Consider the following 20680-nt stretch of genomic DNA (forward strand, 5'->3'; position numbering starts at 1 on the left):
TTTTTTCAGAGATTTTCTCCGGGTTACTTAGCTGCTAAGTCTCCTGAATATCATACTCCGTTAGCTTTCGCGAGTGTCAGTAAAAATGCATTATAGGAAGTTTTTTAGCAGATAAGCACTAACTTCATAACATAATTACTCCCCATTCTTATTTATGGCAAAAGTGCGCATCATCCCCTACTGTTCACAATGTATGCATCTGGAGAAATATTTGCGAGCAACTTACAAATATTTTCGCTACAATGTCCCATATTCTTATGAATAGCCCTTCTTTAGAGCAACCTAATCTGACGTGCAATTCTTTATGAAAGGTTTAAGCAAAAAGCTCGTTAATATTGGTGTTAATCATTTTTTAAGAAGAAATTGAAGGATAAGACCACCATGCAACAACGCCGTACTATACGCCGCGCTCTGCTAAGTGTCTCGGAAAAAACGGTTATCATTGAATTTGCTCAAGAGCTCTCCAGACGTGGAGTCAAACTATTCTCTACTGGTGGAACAGCTCGTCTACTTCTCAATACAGGTCTTACAGTTACTGAAATATCTGATTATACAGGGTTTCCTGAAATAATGGATGGACGTGTTAAAACACTGCACCCAAAGGTACATAGCGGTATCCTGGGTCGTCGCGGCCAGGATGAAGCAATTATGGCTAAACATTCCATTGAGCCTATCGATATGGTAGTCGTAAACCTCTATCCTTTTGCCCAGATCATAACCCGTAAAGACTGTGCGATGGAAGATGCAATTGAAAATATTGACATTGGCGGTATGGCAATGCTGCGCGCGGCAGCTAAAAATTATAAAGATGTGGCTATTGTTATCAAAAGCAGCGACTACGACGCAATTATAACAGAAATGGATGTTAACGAAAATTCTCTAACTTTGAAAACACGCTTCGAACTCGCACTTAAAGCTTTTGAATATTCTACCGCCTACGACAGTATGATTTCTAACTATTTTAGTTCAATGATTCCTACCTACCATGGCGAGTGCAATCAATCTAATGGTCGTTTCCCAAAGGCGTTACACTTAAACTTCATTAAGAAGCAAGATATGCGCTACGGAGAGAACAGCCATCAGAATGCGGCTTTTTACATAGAGGAGAATGTGCAGCAGGAAGTCTCGGTAGCAACCGCAAAGCAGGTTCAAGGTAAAGAGTTATCTTACAACAATATTGCTGACACTGATGCGGCTCTAGAATGTATCAAAGAGTTTAGCGAAGCGGCCTGTGTGATTGTGAAGCATGCGAATCCCTGCGGTGTTGCTATTGGCGTTTCACTTCTTGATGCTTACGAACGTGCTTATAAAACTGATCCAACGTCAGCCTTTGGCGGTATTATCGCTTTTAATCGCGAACTGGATGAAACTACCGCTCAGGCAATCATCAGTCGTCAGTTTGTTGAAGTTATAATCGTCCCTTCTGCTAGCAATACGGCGCTAAAAATTATGGAGGCAAAAAAAAATGTTCGTATACTAGTGTGTGGCCAATGGAAATGGAAGGAACGGTTTATTGGGCTCGATTTTAAGCGTGTTACTAACGGTCTGCTAGTACAGGATCGTGATTTATGTATGGTGGACACTAATCAGTTGCGCGTTGTTAGCAAGCGTCAGCCTGGTGCGCAAGAGTTGCGTGATGCAATATTTTGTTGGAAAGTAGCAAAATTTGTGAAATCTAATGCCATTGTCTTTGCGCGCGATAATATGACGCTTGGTATAGGCGCAGGTCAGATGAGTCGCGTCTATTCCGCTAAGATTGCCATTATTAAAGCAGCTGAGGAAGGATTAGAACTGAAAGGTTCAGTGATGGCTTCAGATGCCTTCTTTTCATTCCGCGACGGTATCGATACTGCGGCGGCCGTTGCAGTAGCCTGTGTAATTCAGCCGGGTGGTTCTATCCGTGATAGTGAAGTCATCGCCGCTGCGGATGAGCACGATCTCGCCATGATCTTTACTGATATGCGCCATTTCCGCCATTAATTCTTCAGGAAGGGGATAAAATGAAAATTTTAGTAATAGGTAACGGCGGTCGTGAACACGCGCTTGCCTGGAAAGCCGCCCAGTCTCCATTAGCGAAAACTGTGTTCGTTGCGCCTGGTAATGGTGGTACTGCGCTAGAGCCCTCATTGCAAAATATTAATATTAGTGTCAGTGATATCCCTGCACTGCTAATGTTTGCTCAACGTGAAGTTATCGACTTAACCATCGTTGGACCAGAAGTACCACTAGTTATTGGTATAGTTGATATGTTTCGTGCCGCTGGTTTAAAGATTTTCGGACCTACCAAAAATGCTGCTCAGTTAGAAGGCTCCAAAGCCTTTACCAAAGAATTTCTTGTACGCCACCAAATTCCGACAGCGGAATATCGTATTTTCACCGATGTTGAAGTGGCATTATCTTGGTTGCGCGAAAAAGGTACTCCCATTGTCATCAAGGCTGATGGGCTGGCTACGGGCAAAGGCGTTATCATTGCTATGACTTTCGAAGAAGCTGAAGCTGCTGTAAAATATATGCTCGCTGGCAATGCGTTTGGCGACGTAGGTCACCGTATTGTGATCGAAGAGTTTCTTAATGGCGAAGAAGCTAGTTTTATTGTTATGGTAGACGGTGAAAATAATGTACTATCGATGGCCACCAGTCAAGATCATAAGCGTGTCGGTGATGGTGATACTGGCCCAAACACTGGGGGTATGGGTGCTTATTCTCCTACACCAGTAGTAACGGATAAGATTCACCAGCGCATAATGGAGCAAGTTATCTGGCCGACGGTACGAGGTATGGCAATGGAAGGTAATGTTTATACCGGTTTTCTTTATGCTGGTCTAATGATCGATCACTTCGGTCAGCCGAAAGTACTCGAATTCAACTGCCGCTTCGGTGATCCAGAAGCTCAGCCCATTATGTTACGCTTACAGTCTGATTTAGTCGATCTCTGCATCGCGGCCTGCGACGGAACACTGGATCGAAAGGATGTTAAATGGGACCCACGGTCTTCTCTGGGCGTGGTGCTAGCATCGTTTGGCTATCCAGCTCACGAATGTGTTAACGGAATGCCGATCCACGGTTTGCCACTGAAAGAAGAATTTGAAGATGCCAAAGTATTTCATGGTAAAACACGTTTAGAGAACGATGTAGTGCTAACTGATGGTGGTCGCGTCCTTTGCGTAACCGCGCTGGGAACTGATGTAGAAGCAGCACAAAAACGTGCTTATGAAATAGCTCAACATATTTCTTGGAATGGTTGCTTTTGCCGTCAAGATATAGGCTATCGTGCTATTCACCGCAAGTAAAAAAGCGGAATATACATACTTTTTTAGCGTTGGGATTCTTCCTTTTTCAGTTGTTAATACCAGCCGCTCCCCAAATTAGCACATAACAGTTTTATAAAGTTAATACTTGAACTACCGTTCAAAAACCCTATAGGAGTTTCACTTTTATGTTATTAAACCGGAATCTACAGCACTTAATAAGCGGAAAGGCTAGCTATTGTAAATTTCCCTCCCCTCCTTTTCAGAAGTAATTTTATTTTCACCTAGATTACTGGTATTGCCTTTCTTCTCTCTGCGTGAGAATGGTAAGGTAAGTGTTGATATTTATAAACACACTCTGTGCTCTTATTGACCGCTTTAAGGTGGGTAGTAAGCCTTACTACTTATCATTAATATAACTATTTCTTTTCTATCCAGGCTCTCTTGGGTTGCTTTGTTTCTAAAGTATTACCGTTAAATAGTATCTTAATTGCTAGGAACTTTAATTTGTATTATTTCTATGCTTGTATTAAATGCGTACCGCTACCACAATAAGGTACCTTTTAGTAAATAAAGAGAGAGGGTATATTGGACGTGAAATAATATTTCAATAGTAAATAGAAGATAAAATATAGCAAAATAAGCTCTTGAGAGCTGTTCTAGTGTATAGTACTTAAAAATAAAAAAAAAGACTCATCATCCCCTCCCTAAATGCTTACTACAGCATAAGGTTATTTGACAGAATTTTTTAAAGTTTTACCGCCCACGAATGTTGGTATATTTGCTGCAGAGATTTTAATCTTTTTTCCAGTTTGTGGGTTACGACCAGTACGTGCAGCCCTATGGTTCACTTTAAAAGTACCAAAACCAACTAATTGTACAGTATCACCCTCTTTTAGAGACTGAGTTATGGCAGCTAGGGTAGATTCCAAAGCCACTTTAGCATGGGTTTTTGACAAGTTTGCTCTTTTCGAGATTACATCAACCAGTTGAGACTTATTCATAAGTTATCCTTAAATTATAGTTAGTCCTTACTAAGCAAGGAATACACGAGAGAAAGCTACATTACGTTAATCTTTAATCTGTAAGCACCGATAGCCATAATTTCAGCCAGTGCAAAGTAATGCAGACATGTTGCTTGTGTGAAGTCTCTAAGCTTATCAATTCTCTTCTTAAGTCATGCCTTTCTACCTTATTATCAAAATTTATATAAATGTTATAGATATTTGCCTTTCTTGATATGTCAGTAAGCAGTCAAAAAATAGGACTGTGCATTTCTTATCTTATTCATCAACTGCGATGAGGTTTTTACGCAAAAACTTATCATGTATTTCTCATTTAGCCTGGGGTATTTTTAATATACTCAAAGGTTTCATCAAGCAGTAGAGTGTACAGTGCTTACTTAAAGGATGTGTAGATATCACTCTCAAGAGATACCATGAACATCTAGCATATATTTAGAAGAGATGATTATTTTAAATTTCTTAATCTGGCTTTCCTAGATAGCATTAAGGATACAGATATAAAGATCTGAAGTAGCGAATGTTATCTACTGATAAAATTTCAAGAAAATAGGGAAAATGCGCTAGCATAGCATATGCAAAAACTATTCAATCAAAGACTACAACTATTCTAACTTATCATAGTTGACACAACAAAACAGATATAGGTTCTCAAAGCTATTCTATTATTAATAATGGAATATTTAATGTAGAAAAAGAAAAAGGCAAAGTAGTAACGATACGCCATCAGTTTAAAATTAAGAGATCGTACGTATAAAATAAAGCAGCACGTACGTTACCTTTCACTACTTAAAATCAGTCACGCTGAAAAAATATGGAAGTTTAAACGTTAACAGCATGTTACTTTACTATTTTTTTCACTGAACGCCAGTTGCTTCGTTCACATTATGCCATAATGCCCATAATGACTTTTATGGTATTGTCCTGAGAGGCGGTGTACTGCCTCGACAAACATACCAACATGTTCTGGTTGCACGTCCTGATGAATGCCATGTCCTAAATTAAAAACATGCCCACTCCCTATACCAAATCCTTCAATAATACTAGCAACTTCTTGCTCGATGCGTGCCGCAGGTGCATAAAGTATAGAGGGATCCATATTACCCTGAAGCGCAACTTTATCACCCACTTGACGACGAGCATCACCGATGTCCGTGGTCCAGTCGATACCAAGAGCATCACATCCAGTTGAAGCCATCGCTTCTAGCCACTGTCCACCGCCTTTTGTAAACAGAGTAATGGGCACACGACGACCTGCATATTCATGCATAACATTGTCGACAATTTTATGCATATAAAAGAGCGAAAACTCGCGGTAGTCGCGACCTGTCAGTATGCCGCCCCAAGTGTCAAAAACCATTACCGCCTGCGCACCTGCGTGGATTTGCGCATTAAGATAAAGAATAACGCTATCCGCTAATTTATCAAGCATGGTATGTAGAGCAGTTGGAATGGTATACATCATTTTTTTAATTTTAGTCAAAGCCTTGCTAGTACCTCCTTCTACCATATAAGTTGCCAGCGTCCATGGACTTCCGGAAAAACCTATCAGCGGTACTTGGCCTTGTAGATTTTTGCAAATGTTACGTACCGTGTTCATTACATAGCCAAGTTCCTGTTCTGGATCGGGCACCGGCAACCTATCAATATCGGCTATACTATTAATTGGATTAATGAAACGTGGGCCTTCGCCTACTTCGAAGTAAAGCCCAAGACCCATTGCATCAGGAATTGTCAGAATATCGCTGAAGACGATTAACGCATCAAGTGGATAACGACGTAACGGCTGCAAGGTAACTTCACAAGCTAGTTCGGCATTTTTGTATAGAGACATAAAATTACCGGCCTGTGCGCGCATCGCTTGATATTCTGGCAAGTAACGCCCAGCCTGTCGCATCATCCATACTGGTGTTACATCTACCGGTTGATGTAGTATTGCGCGTAGATAACGATCGTTCTTCAGTGTACTCATATTAGGAATCTCTCAATTGTAGACATGGAGCTGAATAATTCTTAACATAATATAGTACAGTAGGCGGTGCATATATCTTCATGCGGTACTCTACATTTACGAAAACAATAATAACGATAGTCATCATGATAAGATGGACAGATATCTAGTCACTTTTTATCATTATCGATTTTTAGATCGTTTCATCATATACTACTGTATATAAAATCACATCATCAGCGAATTGGAAAACTAATCTTCCCACCCTGTTTTTTGGGGATTGATGTAGCAAAATTTTTAATATACATATGTCATCATCCTTAATGATGTGCTCGTGAAGAACTCTATACACTCTGCCTAGTCTCGCCTAATTTGACAAAGTTCAATAATACGGTATAGAGATAGGATATTGTGATAGTTGGATAGCAGGAGCTTACTGACGTAAGCTAGATTCAGGATACTATTCGCAGATAGTAACATCCATAGAGGTGTCCCCAAAAACGGATATTTTATAATAGATCAAATATATTCAATTATCATAACACAAAAAAAAATGATGATTTCATTTCTCATTTATAGAGTTAAATACTCTTTACCAGAGTAATTTACATATTTATCAAGTAAGTGCCAGTAACTAATTGGTAAAGATCATCTAAATAAGATAGTCAATAGTTCCTTTTCAGCTGGCTTAAAGCAATAAATTAGTGTTTCATTTTCCCGGTGAGGGCCGATAAAGTTCATTTTCTCAATTAGCTTAAATTTAAGCCCTTGTAAATTACTTGTGATTCTTCAAAAGCCCTTTTATCCTAATAGGAGTTTGAATATAAAAGTCGGAAACCCATTTTTTTTGAACAGAATATACTGGATTTTTACGTTTTTAAACACAGAGTGCGTACGGGTAGTTACAAGCAACGAAGCCTACTATCTATACTGTAGGCACCCATTACAAACACTTTCTAGGCATGGAATAACAAGTCAAGACGCTTAGAATGTAAAACGAAAGCTTGTCGGAGTATCTACTTAAAGGTCACAACCGTTTATTTAGTCTCTATAGAGACTAATCAGTTTAATATCTGTAAAGGGAATGAAGAGTAAAGATCATCAGTGCGTAGGTACTTTATACCAGCCGCTTTTATTACTCCTTATGAACTTCCGGCAAGCAGCGTTCCCCATTAACAGGAAAATTGCTATGTCTGTTAACAAAACCCAACGACGTGAGCAACGCGCTCAAGCTCGATCTTTTATCAACTCTCTACAGAGCGGCAACTCCTTTCCTCATTCAAAACGTATTTGGATTCATGGCAGTCGTGACGATATCCGCGTGCCGATGAGAGAAATTCAGCTCCATCCGACTCTTGTCGGTGGCAGTAAAGCACACCCGTGCTATGAAGAAAATGAAGCAGTACCGGTTTACGATACCTCAGGACCTTATGGAGATCCTGACGCCATAATCGACGTACATCACGGCCTGCCCAATTTACGTACCGGCTGGATTGTATCTCGCGATGACACCGAAACACTGAAACGAATTAGTCCGCTTTATACTCAGCAGTTAGCTAATGACGGACTCAATTATCTACGTTTAGACTATTTGCCACAGCTGCGTCGCGCTAAAGCAGGACATCGGATAACTCAGCTCCACTACGCAAGGCGGGGAATCATTACACCAGAGATGGAGTTTATCGCAGTGCGTGAAAACATGGGTCGTGACCGCATTTGCGGTGAAGTCCTTCGAAAACAGCATCCTGGCCATAGCTTTGGTGCAAAAATACCGGAAAATATCACTCCTGAGTTTGTGCGTCAAGAAGTGGCCGCTGGACGTGCCATTATTCCCTCCAATATTAACCATCCTGAATCGGAACCGATGATTATCGGTCGTAATTTCTTGGTGAAAATTAACGCTAATATTGGCAATTCGGCAATCACTTCTTCTATTGAGGAAGAAGTGGAAAAATTAGTATGGGCAACGCGCTGGGGCGCGGATACTGTAATGGATCTTTCTACTGGTCGTTATATTCACGAAACACGCGAATGTATCCTGCGAAATAGTCCAGTTCCCATTGGTACTGTACCAATTTATCAGGCATTAGAGAAGGTAAACGGGGTTGCCGAAAAACTCAATTGGGAGGTATTTCGCGATACTATTCTGGAGCAAGCAGAGCAGGGCGTTGATTATTTTACTATTCATGCAGGTGTGCTGCTGCGCTATGTGTCAATGACGGCAAAACGTCTGACTGGCATTGTCTCACGCGGCGGGTCTATTATGGCAAAATGGTGTTTATCTCATCATCGTGAAAGCTTTCTCTATGAACATTTTTACGATATTTGCGAAATTTGCGCTACTTATGATGTCTCTCTCTCTCTAGGTGATGGGCTACGTCCCGGCTCAATTCAAGACGCTAATGATGAGGCACAGTTTGCTGAACTGCATACATTAGGAGAACTCACAAAAATTGCTCAGGAGTATGATGTACAGGTAATGGTTGAAGGTCCAGGGCATATACCGATGCAGATGATTCAGCTCAATATAACTAAGCAGCTAGCCTATTGTCATGAAGCACCTTTCTATACGCTCGGTCCTCTTACTACCGATATTGCACCCGGATATGACCATTTTACTTCTGGTATCGGTGCCGCTATGATCGGTTGGTTTGGCTGTGCCATGCTATGTTACGTTACTCCTAAAGAACATCTCGGCTTACCCAATAAAGAAGACGTTAAGCAAGGTCTGATTACTTATAAAATTGCTGCACATGCGGCCGATCTCGCAAAAGGCCATCCTGGCGCGCAGATCCGGGACAATGCTATGTCAAAAGCACGTTTCGAATTCCGCTGGGAAGATCAATTTAATTTAGCGATCGATCCCTATACCGCACGAGCCTACCATGATGAGACGTTGCCTGAAGCAGCGACCAAAAGTGCTCATTTTTGCTCAATGTGTGGCCCTAAATTTTGCTCTATGAAAATCACTCAGGAAGTACGTAAGTATGCAGCAAAGCAACTTGAGGAGAGAGAATCTCACACTAAGGTGAGCATGACTCATATACCAGAAAATCTTCAAGGATGCGATGATGAACTTTATAATTCGGCCGATATAATAAATGAGAAGAATCTATGAATAACCCTTTTCCCACTACTGCGGCATGTTTAGGTCTCTATCCAGTGGTGGATAGCGTGCAGTGGATTACGCTGTTGTTAGAGACTGGAGTACGTACTATCCAGCTGCGCATCAAAGATCAAAAAGACGAGGCAGTAGAGCCGATAGTAGCAGCGACCATTGCACTTGGAAAGCGTTACTGTGCGCGCCTTTTTATTAATGACTACTGGCGTCTCGCAATTAAGTATCGTGCTTATGGTGTGCATTTAGGTCAGGAGGATTTAGATACCGCAAACTTAAATGCTATTTGTAAAGCAGGATTACGATTAGGTATCTCAACTCATAATGAAGTCGAGTTAGATTATGCATTGGCTTTACATCCTTCTTACATAGCAATAGGGCATATCTTTCCAACACAGACTAAGGCAATGTCATCAGCGCCACAGGGACTGATTAAACTGCAAAGGTATATGACGAGGCTTCAGGACATACCTACTGTAGCGATCGGTGGCATAAGTATTGACCGCGCTCCAGAAGTACTAGCGACCGGTGTAGGTGGTATCGCTGTTGTTAGTGCCATTACTCAGGCATTGTGCTGGCGTTCTGCAACACAAACATTATTAGATTTAGTCGAACTTCAGAGTAAGTCTGTATAATCAATCAATATAATTGAGAAAATATCGTACATTACGATACATTAACTTTATTATAAAGTATCATAAATAGTATCTAATAAAGCGAGATTCCATGGATATTTAAAATAAGATCTATTCAGTTCTCGGTTAAGACACATGGATTCTATTACTTACGTAATTCGATCCTCATACTTATTTCATAAGTAACCTATAAATGTAAAGAGTTATATCTTACCAAAGATAGCGATGCACTCCAAAATTTAGAAGAATTCACAGTTCGATTATATCAATAGAATTAGCATTCTACGCTATATATGCGACTAATTTATGATACTGCTCATGAGCAGTATCGATGCTGTCACCAACCGTGTTAAAATATAGTAAGATTCTAGTCTTAATCAATATATATTGCTAGCTCTTAATAAGATGTTACAGCGCACCGTGATTCGTGTTAAAAACAAATATTTTTGATAAACTTTTTCATAGTAGTTAAGGAATGTTAGTATTAATCAATTTATGTATTTAAGAACAAGATGTTATGTCCTACTTGATATAATTATAATATGGTAAGAAACTAGTAATAAAAACGTTTCTACGACACCTTGGAGGCTACTGCAGAATTAAATAAGGTTATAGTAGATAGAGCCTTCTATATCAAAGATACAACATCTCCCTTGAATCTGTCAGATATCTGAGATGATGTGATCGACGGAATGATATTATCTCAAGTGCATATACGTTACTATTAAATTAATAGCAGCATATATCCTTATAAGAAACCCTGCTCAAGAGGGTTTCTTATCACGACTTGAATAGCAATTAACGCTGACTTCGGCGAATATTGAGGTCAGCATTCAACAGTTCAGCTAAACTTGCAGAAGCTTCATCCGCAGTAACCTGCGTCACTACTGGGACTTCACCTTGGCGGCGGCGGTGGCGCATACGATTCTGATGATAAGCGTAACCAGTACCAGCCGGAATTAAACGACCTACGATCACATTCTCTTTTAAGCCACGCAATTCATCACGCTTCCCTCCTACCGCTGCCTCTGTCAGGACGCGGGTAGTCTCTTGAAACGAGGCAGCAGATATAAAGGATTCAGTTGCCAGCGATGCTTTGGTGATACCCAGCAGATCTTGCACATAGGAAGCTCCTACTTTACCGTTACTCTCTAACTCACGGTTAGAAATCTTTATACGAGAGACTTCTACTTGTTCGCCATCTAAGAAATCAGAATTGCCCGAATTAATGATAGTCGCTTTACGAAGCATCTGACGTATAATAACTTCGATGTGTTTATCGTTAATTTTAACACCCTGCAGACGGTAAACATCCTGTACTTCATTCACAATATAACGTGTTACAGCATGGACTCCACGTAAGCGTAGAATATCATGCGGTGATTCTGGACCATCAGAAATCACGTCACCACGTTCTACACGCTCTCCTTCAAACACGTTAAGCTGACGCCATTTAGGAACCATTTCTTCGTAAGGTGGTTCCTCACCACCGCCAACAGGTGTAATTACCAAACGACGCTTCCCTTTTGTCTCCTTACCAAAAGAGATAATACCACTAATCTCCGCTAAAATTGCCGGCTCTTTCGGGCGACGCGCTTCAAATAAGTCAGCAACGCGTGGTAACCCACCAGTAATATCTTTGGTACCGCCAGATTCCTGAGGCACACGTGCTAAGGTATCACCAGAGCTGATTTTCACCCCATCTTCCAATTGTACGATTGCTTTGCCCGGCAAGAAACACTGAGCAGGCATATCAGTTCCAGGAATTAAGACATCTTCGCCATTTATATCAACGATTTTTAAAGCTGGACGCAGGTCTTTACCACCCGATGTACGCTCAGCGGTATCCAGTACCACAAGTGAAGATAGACCGGTCAATTCGTCAGTCTGGCGTATGATAGTCTGGCCGTCAATCATATCAGTAAAGCGAATAAAACCGCTTACTTCAGTAATAACTGGCATGGTGTGCGGATCCCAGTTCGCTACAGTTTCTCCTGCAGCAACCTGCTCTCCATCACCTTTCGCCATAATTGCGCCGTATGGAACTTTGTAACTTTCTTTAGTCCGCCCAAACTCATCGATCATCTTCAATTCAACATTACGAGAAGTAATAACTAGCTTGCCTACGGAGTTAATTACCGACTTGGCGTTGGTAAGTTTGATAGTTCCTTTGTTTTTCACCTGAATACTAGATTCAGCCGCTGCACGCGATGCCGCACCACCTATGTGAAAAGTACGCATAGTTAGCTGTGTACCCGGCTCACCAATGGACTGTGCAGCAATAACACCAATTGCTTCACCTTTATTAATAATATGACCACGCGCTAAATCTCTACCATAACAGTGGGCACAAACACCAAAATCGGTTTCACAGTTTACAACAGAGCGAACTTTAATAGTGTCGACAGAGTTCTCTTCAACCACATCACACCAGTGCTCATCCAGTAACGTGTTACGCTGAACCAAAATATCAGAAGTACCCGGTTTTAGCACATCTTCTGCAGTTAAACGACCCAATACTCGCTCACGCAACGGCTCTTTAACGTCGCCACCTTCTATAACTGGCGTCATCATGATACCTTCAAAAGTGCCACAGTCATCTTCCGTAACTACTAAATCCTGAGCTACATCAACCAAACGACGTGTCAAATAACCAGAATTAGCAGTTTTTAGCGCAGTATCGGCCAGACCTTTACGTGCGCCGTGGGTCGATATGAAGTACTGGAGTACGTTCAAACCTTCACGAAAATTAGCCGTGATCGGGGTTTCAATAATAGATCCATCTGGTTTTGCCATTAAACCACGCATACCCGCCAACTGACGAATCTGCGCTGCAGAACCACGAGCTCCAGAGTCAGCCATCATAAATATGCTATTTAAAGAAACTTGTTTCTCTTTTTCACCTTCACGATTGATAACGGTCTCAGTTGATAGGTTCTCCATCATTGCTTTCGCTACGCGCTCGTTCGCAGCAGCCCAAATATCGATTACTTTATTGTAACGTTCACCAGCGGTAACCAGACCAGACTGAAATTGCTCTTGAATCTCAGCTACTTCTGCTTCTGCTTCAGTAATGATCTCAATTTTCTTTGCGGGAATGACCATATCATCAATACCAACAGATGCACCAGAACGCGCTGCATAGGCAAAACCAGTATACATGATCTGGTCAGCAAAAATAACTGTTGGCTTTAAACCCAAAATACGATAACAGGTATTCAGCATTTTAGAAATCGCTTTCTTACCGAGCGCCTGATTGATTATAGAGTAATGTAAACCTTTTGGTACTATCATCCATAGTATCGCACGACCAATCGTGGTATCGACCAAGCTAGTTTTCGCAACAAATTCATTTTGTTCATTTTTACTATATTCAGTAATCCGTACCTTGACTCGTGCATGCAACTCAGCCAAACCTGCACGATAAATACGTTCCGCCTCTTTAGGACCTGTGAGCACCATGCCTTCTCCTCTGGCATTTACTTTATCACGGGTCATATAGTATAGCCCTAACACAACATCTTGAGACGGAACAATGATAGGTTCACCGTTCGCTGGTGATAGAATATTATTGGTCGACATCATTAGCGCACGAGCTTCTAATTGTGCTTCTAACGTTAATGGTACGTGAACAGCCATTTGGTCACCGTCAAAATCGGCGTTATAAGCTGCACATACAAGGGGGTGAAGCTGAATTGCTTTACCTTCAATTAAAACCGGTTCAAAAGCCTGAATACCCAAACGGTGTAGTGTTGGCGCCCGGTTCAGTAGCACCGGGTGCTCGCGAATGACATCATCAAGTATGTCCCATACCACTGCCTCTTCACGCTCAACCATTTTTTTAGCAGCTTTGATGGTAGTAGCTAGACCGCGTAGCTCCAATTTTCCATAGATAAATGGTTTAAACAACTCGAGCGCCATTTTCTTCGGTAGACCGCACTGATGTAGTCTTAAATATGGACCTACAGTGATCACTGAACGACCAGAATAATCAACACGCTTACCGAGCAGGTTCTGACGGAACCGACCCTGCTTACCTTTAATCATATCGGCCAAAGACTTCAGAGGTCTCTTATTGGAACCTGTAATCGCACGACCACGACGACCGTTATCTAAAAGGGCATCGACTGCTTCCTGCAGCATACGCTTTTCGTTGCGTACAATGATATCCGGCGCAGCTAGATCGAGCAAACGCTTCAAACGGTTATTACGGTTAATTACACGACGATAAAGATCATTCAGATCAGACGTTGCGAAACGACCGCCATCCAGTGGGACTAGCGGACGAAGATCCGGTGGTAACACTGGTAAAACGCTCAGAATCATCCATTCTGGCTTGTTATCGGATTGTATAAACGCTTCCAGCAGCTTAATACGCTTAGTTAATTTTTTACGCTTAGTCTCAGAGTTAGTTTCATTCAGTTCTTCACGTAGCTGCTCGCACTCTTGTTTTAAATCCATTTTTTTCAACAGTATCTGGATCGCTTCAGCACCCATCTTGGCATTAAACTCATCGCCAAATTCTTCCAACGCGTCAAGATATTGCTCTTCAGTTAAAATCTGACGTTTTTCAAGGTTGGTCATCCCCCCCTCAACAACTACGTAAGATTCAAAGTAAAGCACTCGCTCGATATCGCGTAATGGCATATCTAGTAATAGGCCAATACGAGATGGCAGAGACTTTAAGAACCAAATGTGCGCAGTCGGGGAAGCCAGCTCGATATGGCCCATACGCTCACGACGCACTTTAGTTTGGGTTACTTCAACACCGCACTTCTCACAGATTACGCCACGGTGCTTCAAGCGCTTATATTTACCGCACAAACACTCATAATCTTTTACTGGTCCAAAAATTCGAGCACAGAAAAGACCATCACGCTCTGGCTTGAAGGTACGGTAGTTAATGGTTTCTGGTTTTTTCACCTCACCAAAAGACCAAGAACGGATCATGTCTGGCGAAGCTAGCGCAATTTTAATCGCATCAAACTCTTCGATTTTAGTTTGTGCTTTTAAAAACTTAAGTAAGTCTTTCACAAATTAGCTCCCATCAGAGTAGAACTTTTAGAGGCGTGTAAACGCAGGCTACATCCCCCTATAACCAGCGAGTACTGCGAGTGCTTACTCATCTTCCAGTTCGATGTTGATGCCCAACGATCGAATCTCTTTTAACAGCACGTTAAAAGATTCTGGCATGCCTGGTTCCATCTGATGGTTGCCGTCAACGATATTCTTATACATCTTTGTACGCCCATTCACATCATCAGATTTAACAGTAAGCATTTCTTGCAGGGTATATGCTGCACCATATGCTTCTAGTGCCCACACTTCCATTTCACCGAAACGCTGACCACCAAACTGTGCTTTACCACCCAACGGTTGCTGGGTCACTAGGCTATAAGAACCGGTGGAACGTGCATGCATCTTGTCATCAACTAAGTGGTTTAGTTTAAGCATGTACATGTAGCCAACGGTAACCGGACGCTCAAATTGTTCACCAGTACGGCCGTCAAATAGCGTAATCTGACCGGAAGTTGGTAAATCACCCAATTGTAACAACTGTTTGATTTCACTTTCCTTTGCACCGTCAAACACTGGCGTAGCAATCGGCATACCTTTTTTCATATTCTCAGCTAAACGTAAAACTTCTTCATCAGAGAAGGTGTTGAGGTCAACGTGCTGACGCACGTCCGTCCCTAAATCGTAAGCACGTTGAATAAATGTGCGTAGTTTGACAATGTCTTCCTGATGCTTAAGCATAGCGTTGATTTTGTCACCAATACCTTTTGCAGCCATACCAAGGTGCGTTTCCAAAATCTGACCGATATTCATACGCGACGGTACGCCTAACGGGTTTAGTACAATGTCAACTGGCGTGCCATTTTCATCGTAAGGCATATCCTCAATTGGATTAATTTTGGATATAACACCTTTGTTACCGTGACGGCCCGCCATTTTGTCACCTGGCTGAATTTGACGTTTAACTGCTAGATAAACTTTAACAATTTTTAGTACACCTGGCGCTAAATCATCACCCTGAGTGATTTTATGACGCTTAGCATCAAGCTTTTTCTCAAATTCATGCTTCAGTTCATCATACTGCTGGGCTAGCTGCTTCAAAGTGTTTTGCTTTTCTGTATCAGTCAAACACATCTCAAACCAGCGCTCGCGTGGCAACTGTTCTAACTTTTCGTCTTCAACACCACCTGACATCAGCACTGCCCGTATACGACTGTACAAGCCTGCTTCATGAATGTGCAGTTCTTCAGACAAGTCTTTTTTCGCCTGCTTTAATTGCATTTCTTCAATTTCCAGAGCACGCTTGTCTTTTTCTACTCCATCACGTGTAAAAACCTGTACATCAATAACCGTACCAGAAACGCCGTTAGGAACGCGTAGTGACGAATCTTTTACATCAGAAGCTTTTTCACCAAAGATAGCACGCAACAGTTTCTCTTCCGGTGTTAGCTGTGTTTCCCCTTTCGGGGTAACCTTACCCACTAAAATATCGCCGCCGGTAACTTCTGCACCAATGTATACAATACCTGATTCATCTAATTTAGAGAGTGCAGATTCACCTACGTTTGGGATGTCAGCCGTGATCTCTTCTGGACCCAGTTTAGTATCACGAGAAACACACGCCAATTCTTGAATATGTATAGTGGTGAAACGATCTTCCTGCACCACACGCTCGGAAACTAGGATAGAGTCTTCAAAATTGTAACCGTTCCATGGCATAAACGCGACGCGCATATTCTGACCAAGAGCCAGTTCGCCTAAATCGGTTGACGGACCATCCGCTAACACGTCACCACGCTCGACTAACTCACTCAGTGACACACACGGCATCTGATTGATGCAAGTATTCTGGTTAGAACGAGTGTATTTAGTCAAATTATAGATATCAATACCAGCTTCCCCTAGATACATTTCCTCTTCATTGACTTTTATAACGATACGAGAGGCGTCAACGTACTGAACGGTACCACCACGTTTTGCAACGACAGTAACACCAGAGTCAACCGCTACCGCTCGCTCCATACCAGTACCAACTAATGGCTTGTCAGCGCGCAGCGTAGGTACAGCTTGACGTTGCATATTTGCCCCCATCAGTGCGCGATTAGCATCATCGTGCTCCAAGAATGGAATTAGCGACGCACCAACGGAAACAACTTGCTGGGTGGACACATCCATGTAATCAACCTGATCACGGCTGAATAAGCTCGATTCACCTTTGCTACGGCAGGTAACAAGATCATCAACTAGGTAACCTTCTTCATCCAACTGAGCGTTCGCTTGTGCGATAACATAGTTACCCTCTTCAATGGCAGAGAGATAATGAATTTCATCAGAAACGACCCCTTTAATGACGCTACGATACGGGGTTTCAAGGAACCCGTATTCGTTAGTTTGTGCATATACAGAAAGCGAATTTATTAGACCGATATTCGGACCTTCAGGGGTTTCAATTGGACATACCCGACCATAGTGGGTCGGGTGCACATCGCGAACTTCAAAGCCAGCTCGCTCACGCGTTAGTCCTCCTGGACCAAGCGCAGAAATACGACGTTTATGCGTAACTTCAGAGAGCGGATTATTCTGGTCCATAAACTGAGAGAGCTGGCTCGAACCGAAAAATTCTTTCACCGCCGCTGAAATTGGCTTAGCATTGATCATGTCCTGTGGCATCAAAGTGTCAAGATCACCCAGCGATAGACGCTCTTTAACCGCACGCTCAACGCGAACTAAGCCAACACGGAACTGATTTTCTGCCATTTCACCCACAGAACGAATACGACGATTGCCAAGGTGGTCGATATCATCAACTTCACCTTTACCATTACGAATATCAATTAGCTTCTTGATAACGTCAATGATATCTTCTTTGCTTAATATACCTGAACCTTCGATATCATTACGTAACAGCGACCGATTGAACTTCATGCGCCCGACCGCTGATAGATCATAACGGTCTTCAGAGAAGAATAAATTTTCGAATAAATTTTCGGCAGCTTCACGCGTTGGCGGCTCTCCAGGGCGCATCATACGGTAGATTTCAACCAGCGCACTCAGTCGATCATTAGTTGGATCGACGCGTAAAGTCTCTGAGATATAAGGACCATGATCAAGATCGTTAGTGAACAACGTTTCTATACGCGTATGACCTGTTTGGCTTAATTTAGTAAGTAAATGCATTGAGAGTTCCATGTTAGCCGAAACAATTAATTCCCCTGTACTCTCATTGATATAATCTTTCGCGACTACTTTACCCACTATGTATTCGACTGGAACTTCAATATGCTGAATTCCATCTTTTCCTAGCTGACGGATATGACGTACAGTAATACGTCGACCTTTCTCAACATATAATGTGCCATTAGCTTCAATATCAAAAGAAGCAGTTTCACCGCGTAAACGCTCAGGCACTAATTCCATCTGTAGCTTACTGTTACCGATCTCAAATACCACTTTTTCAAAGAAAAGCGCAAGGATCTGTTCAGTTGTAAAATTCAGCGCACGTAAAATAATACTAGCCGGTAGTTTACGACGCCGGTCAATACGTACGAATATGTTGTCTTTTGGATCAAATTCGAAATCTAGCCATGAACCACGATAAGGAATAATACGTGCATTATAAAGCACTTTGCCCGAAGAATGTGTTTTACCTTTATCGCTGTCGAAGAACACACCAGGACTACGATGTAGCTGAGAAACAATAACACGCTCGGTACCATTGATAATAAAGGTACCGTTATCGGTCATGAGCGGAATTTCTCCCATGTAGACTTCTTGCTCTTTAATATCCTTTACGGTGCCTTCTGGTGCTTCTCTTTCATATATCACTAAACGCAACTTAACACGCAGCGGAGCCGAGAACGTCACACCACGAATTTGACATTCTTTGACATCAAAGACAGGCTCGCCAAGACGATAACTGACATATTGCAACTCGGAGCTGCCACTATAACTCTGGATAGGAAAAACGGAACGGAAGGCAGCTTCCAGACCATACTGACCTTCCGGATCTTGCTCGATAAACTTCTGGAATGAATCAAGCTGGATAGAAAGAAGATAAGGTATGTCCAGTACTTGTGGACGTTTACCAAAATCCTTACGAATACGTTTTTTCTCGGTATAGGAGTAAACCATAGGGTTCCTCAGCTAGCTGACAAGCAGACCCACGCTCTCCGTCCTGAAGGACAGTTCATGCAACACTATTTTGCTGAATTAATGAGACGCGGAAAGCCACATGTAATACATCTTTCTTCTATCACTCTTAAATTATTTTATTGCCTTTGCATTTGCATAAGCAGGGAACTCATACAGGAAAACAGTATGTTAACTCGTTGATAGAAAAAGATATTGAAGAGCAGCAATGGACAAACAGTGCGAAACTCCATCAAAGCTCCCGAGCGCAAAAAGGCCAGTGACTTTTTGATCACCAGCCACCAGCCTAATTTTAACCAGGCTGTAACCAAAAGATTTTATTACTTAACTTCAACTTCTGCGCCAGCTTCTTGTAGAGAAGCTGCCAGAGCTAAAGCATCATCTTTACTGATGCTTTCTTTAATCATGCCGGTTGCTTCAACTAAATCTTTGGCTTCTTTCAACCCTAATCCAGTGGCGCTGCGAACTGCTTTGATGACAGCAACTTTGTTTGCGCCAATAGATTTCAGAATGACATTGAATTCAGTTTTCTCTTCAACAGCTTCAGCTGGGTCAACAGCAACAGCTACAGCCGCAGCAGTGGCAGAAACGCCGAATTTTTCTTCCATGGCAGAAACCAGTTCAACTACTTCCATTACGGACATAGTAGCAACAGCTTCTAAAATTTGATCTTTAGTGATAGACATGACAATTGTTCCTAAGAATCAGAAAAAGTTTATGCGCTAAAGTATGAAGAAGAGAATCTAGCGTGTTAAGCCGCTTCTTTTACGTCGCGAATAGCAGCTAAAGTACGTACCAGTTTACCCGCAGCGGCTTCTTTTATAGTAAACATCAGACGTGCCAATGCTTCTTCATAAGTGGGTAGAGTTGCCAGACGGTCAATTTGTGCCGCCAGGATCAACTCACCTTCAAAGGCTGCAGCCTTGACCTCAAATCTTGCATTCGCTTTTGCGAATTCTTTAAACAGACGGGCAGCAGCACCTGGATGCTCCATAGAATATGCAATTAAGGTCGGACCAACAAACGTATCTTTTAAGCACTCGAACTGAGTACCCTCAACGACCCGGCGCAGCAGTGTGTTACGAACAACACGAATATAAACACCAGCTTTACGACCTGCTTTACGTAATTCAGTCATTTTATCAACGGTGACGCCGCGAGAATCTGCAACAACAGCTGAAAGCGCGCCTTTGGCCACTTCGCTGACTTCAGCAACAATTGCTTGTTTGTTTTGAAGATTTAATGCCATTAGCTTTGTTCCTGAATTTTTGTGGGAGAAGGATTTCCCCGGCGCTCACTTAACTAACCGACCTAAAGGCAAGTAAGCGCTAAAACATGATACGGTGAGAAGAATCCAATTCAAGGACAAATTCTTAGCTCCGTCACCGTGCACGCAGGGGAGGGAGATTAAGCACAACACCCGAAGATATTACCGCACCTATGATCTTGGACGGAGGCTATAAAAAACCTAGTCCAACCTATTAACACCACCACTTTTGTCTACTACAAAGAGGAAAGCACAAAAACAGCGAGGTATAAAA

At 42.1% G+C, this 20680-nt stretch carries 10 protein-coding genes; 4 read left to right on the forward strand and 6 right to left on the reverse strand.

Annotation, left to right across the window (positions count from 1 at the left end):
• Positions 1-381 precede the first annotated feature (381 nt).
• Together purH and purD are read left to right on the forward strand one after the other, a co-directional pair.
• Positions 382-1980: a bifunctional phosphoribosylaminoimidazolecarboxamide formyltransferase/IMP cyclohydrolase gene (gene purH, locus FD729_RS03950; RefSeq protein ID WP_159931991.1), complete on the forward strand. Its 1599-nt coding sequence runs from the start codon at positions 382-384 to the stop codon at positions 1978-1980.
• 20 nt (positions 1981-2000) lie between these two features.
• Entirely contained in the window at positions 2001-3290 is a 1290-nt protein-coding gene (gene purD / locus FD729_RS03955; protein WP_159931992.1) for a phosphoribosylamine--glycine ligase, read from the forward strand.
• Between the two features lie 689 nt (positions 3291-3979).
• Here purD and hupA read toward each other — a convergent pair.
• Both hupA and hemE read right to left on the reverse strand, forming a co-directional pair.
• Entirely contained in the window at positions 3980-4252 is a 273-nt protein-coding gene (hupA, locus tag FD729_RS03960) for a nucleoid-associated protein HU-alpha (protein WP_159931993.1), read from the reverse strand.
• An 898-nt stretch (positions 4253-5150) separates the two neighbouring features.
• Entirely contained in the window at positions 5151-6242 is a 1092-nt protein-coding gene (gene hemE, locus FD729_RS03965; RefSeq protein WP_159931994.1) for a uroporphyrinogen decarboxylase, read from the reverse strand.
• A 1168-nt stretch (positions 6243-7410) separates the two neighbouring features.
• Between hemE and thiC the strand changes: the two genes are divergently transcribed.
• Both thiC and thiE read left to right on the forward strand, forming a co-directional pair.
• The gene (gene thiC / locus FD729_RS03970; protein ID WP_159931995.1) at positions 7411-9339 is read left to right on the forward strand and encodes a phosphomethylpyrimidine synthase ThiC; all 1929 of its coding nucleotides are present in this window, start codon (positions 7411-7413) and stop codon (positions 9337-9339) included.
• Positions 9336-9974, forward strand: a complete 639-nt coding sequence (gene thiE / locus FD729_RS03975; protein WP_159931996.1) for a thiamine phosphate synthase — start codon at positions 9336-9338, stop codon at positions 9972-9974. Before thiC ends, thiE begins: the two co-directional genes overlap by 4 nt.
• A 798-nt stretch (positions 9975-10772) precedes the next feature.
• Here thiE and rpoC read toward each other — a convergent pair.
• From rpoC to rplJ, 4 genes are all read right to left on the reverse strand, one after another.
• The gene (gene rpoC / locus FD729_RS03980; protein WP_159931997.1) at positions 10773-15008 is read right to left on the reverse strand and encodes a DNA-directed RNA polymerase subunit beta'; all 4236 of its coding nucleotides are present in this window, start codon (positions 15006-15008) and stop codon (positions 10773-10775) included.
• 84 nt (positions 15009-15092) lie between these two features.
• Positions 15093-19121: a DNA-directed RNA polymerase subunit beta gene (gene rpoB, locus FD729_RS03985; protein ID WP_159931998.1), complete on the reverse strand. Its 4029-nt coding sequence runs from the start codon at positions 19119-19121 to the stop codon at positions 15093-15095.
• A 338-nt stretch (positions 19122-19459) separates the two neighbouring features.
• The gene (gene rplL, locus FD729_RS03990) at positions 19460-19825 is read right to left on the reverse strand and encodes a 50S ribosomal protein L7/L12 (RefSeq protein WP_159931999.1); all 366 of its coding nucleotides are present in this window, start codon (positions 19823-19825) and stop codon (positions 19460-19462) included.
• Between the two features lie 65 nt (positions 19826-19890).
• The gene (gene rplJ, locus FD729_RS03995; RefSeq protein WP_159932000.1) at positions 19891-20388 is read right to left on the reverse strand and encodes a 50S ribosomal protein L10; all 498 of its coding nucleotides are present in this window, start codon (positions 20386-20388) and stop codon (positions 19891-19893) included.
• Positions 20389-20680: the final 292 nt, after the last annotated feature.

It is taken from the genome of Pantoea sp. Nvir (assembly GCF_009829915.1).
GTDB lineage: Bacteria > Pseudomonadota > Gammaproteobacteria > Enterobacterales > Enterobacteriaceae > Pantoea.

Coding starts and splice junctions, on each gene's coding strand:
- thiC (WP_159931995.1), top strand. CDS start 7,411: ATGTCTGTTAACAAAACCCAACGACGTGAGCAACGCGCTCAAGCTCGA.
- purD (WP_159931992.1), top strand. CDS start 2,001: ATGAAAATTTTAGTAATAGGTAACGGCGGTCGTGAACACGCGCTTGCC.
- thiE (WP_159931996.1), top strand. CDS start 9,336: ATGAATAACCCTTTTCCCACTACTGCGGCATGTTTAGGTCTCTATCCA.
- rplL (WP_159931999.1), bottom strand. CDS start 19,825: ATGTCTATCACTAAAGATCAAATTTTAGAAGCTGTTGCTACTATGTCC.
- purH (WP_159931991.1), top strand. CDS start 382: ATGCAACAACGCCGTACTATACGCCGCGCTCTGCTAAGTGTCTCGGAA.
- rplJ (WP_159932000.1), bottom strand. CDS start 20,388: ATGGCATTAAATCTTCAAAACAAACAAGCAATTGTTGCTGAAGTCAGC.
- hupA (WP_159931993.1), bottom strand. CDS start 4,252: ATGAATAAGTCTCAACTGGTTGATGTAATCTCGAAAAGAGCAAACTTG.
- hemE (WP_159931994.1), bottom strand. CDS start 6,242: ATGAGTACACTGAAGAACGATCGTTATCTACGCGCAATACTACATCAA.
- rpoB (WP_159931998.1), bottom strand. CDS start 19,121: ATGGTTTACTCCTATACCGAGAAAAAACGTATTCGTAAGGATTTTGGT.